This is a genomic window from Helicobacter pylori (assembly GCF_011140715.1).
Taxonomy (GTDB): domain Bacteria; phylum Campylobacterota; class Campylobacteria; order Campylobacterales; family Helicobacteraceae; genus Helicobacter; species Helicobacter pylori_DA.
Genome location: NZ_SFZZ01000019.1, coordinates 1 through 1,332, shown reverse-complemented (window position 1 = coordinate 1,332; position 1,332 = coordinate 1). Strand labels below are relative to the sequence as shown.

Annotated in this window: 2 protein-coding genes; both read right to left on the bottom strand. The window is 36.3% G+C overall.

From position 1 onward, the window contains the following. Positions 1 to 583, bottom strand: a 583-nt coding sequence (locus EWZ81_RS02515; protein WP_165548917.1) for an ATP synthase subunit B family protein, incomplete at its 3' end; no start/stop codon positions are given. A gap of 30 nt (positions 584 to 613) precedes the next feature. Beyond that, the coding region (locus EWZ81_RS02510; RefSeq protein WP_165548916.1) for a PBECR3 domain-containing polyvalent protein at positions 614 to 1,332 on the bottom strand (719 nt) is incomplete at its 5' end.

Sequence of the window (1,332 nt, the reverse complement as noted above, 5' to 3'; positions counted from 1 at the left end):
TAATGTTAGCTATCGCTTGCGTTTGATTCGTGTTGATTTCGTTGTTAGCGTTCGTTTTAGCTTCGTTAATCGCTTCAAGGCTTTGGGTTTTGTTTTCGGTGATTTGGTTATTAGCGTTATCTCTGGCTTGGTTTAAAAAAACTTGATAGCTCGTTAAAAGCCTGGTAGTGGTTTCTATCAATTGAGTTTCTAGGTTTTTAATCTCGCTTTTGATGTTTTCGGTGTTAGCGTTTAAAATGCTCGTTACTTCTTGCTCGTTGCTTTTCATGCTCGTATTAAACTCGCTAAAAAAGCCCTCGTATTCTTTCATTTTATTTTTCAAGCTCTCGCCGGCGTTACTCAGCCATTCAATGGAATTTCTTAAACTGCTATCGATCTCGTTGGCGTTTTTGAAAAAATCCAAACTCAAAAGCACTTCTAAAATCCTAACGATGCCTTTAAGGCTTAATGCCACTTGATCCGTAAAAAGCGTATTGTTATGTAAAGCGTTTTGCAATTGTTTTAATAATTCGTTAGTGATTTCTTTCACTTCGGGCTGTTCGCTTATCTCTAAAGCGCTGTTAGGCAAATTAGGGTAATTCATTTATCTTTCTCCTTGACTTTTTCAAGTTTTTTAAGTATTGTTCTTTTCAGCACCACTATGGGAACTCAACCCATGGGGCACCTTCGCGTTAGCGTTGAGTGAGGTGCTTGAAAATTCTTTATAAACATCATTATTTTTATAACTCCCATTGTTCTTATACATTGTTTTTAAAACTAATTCACTCTTTCCATTGATCGCTTGCTCTACTACTACCGTGTAGCCGTTGATTTGTTTAAACGCCGTGATAGCTTCTTGATTGTATTTGTCTATAGTCCTAAGAATGGCATCAGCGTTATTAACGATATATCTATAATTCGCTATATCTTCGTAAGTGATAGGGCTTTCTCCATTTTTAACATTAGTAGAATTGACGCCATGCCTTTTGAGTATGTGGGTAATAGCTTCATGATCTAAACTCGCTCTTACGTTTTCAGGGTGCTTAAAGTTAGCGTCAGCTAAAAGTTCTATTTCTTTGTTAGAGGCTTTTTCTATAATCATTCTTTTGTTGTTTTTGTGTAAAAATTCAACAATTTCAGGCGTTAGGTTATTTTTGCCAAAAATAACTGCGTCTCTCCCGCTTGTAGGGATTTCTGCGTTATTTAATAGATCTTTGATTTCATTATTGCTTAAATGGGTATCGCTATAATCTCGTTTAGTTTCTGCGGTTTTCTTGCTTACTTCTTTTATCCCTTTCTCGCTCTCTTTTTGCATGTCTTTGACGGCTTGGATCAAACGATTTAATACGGGAT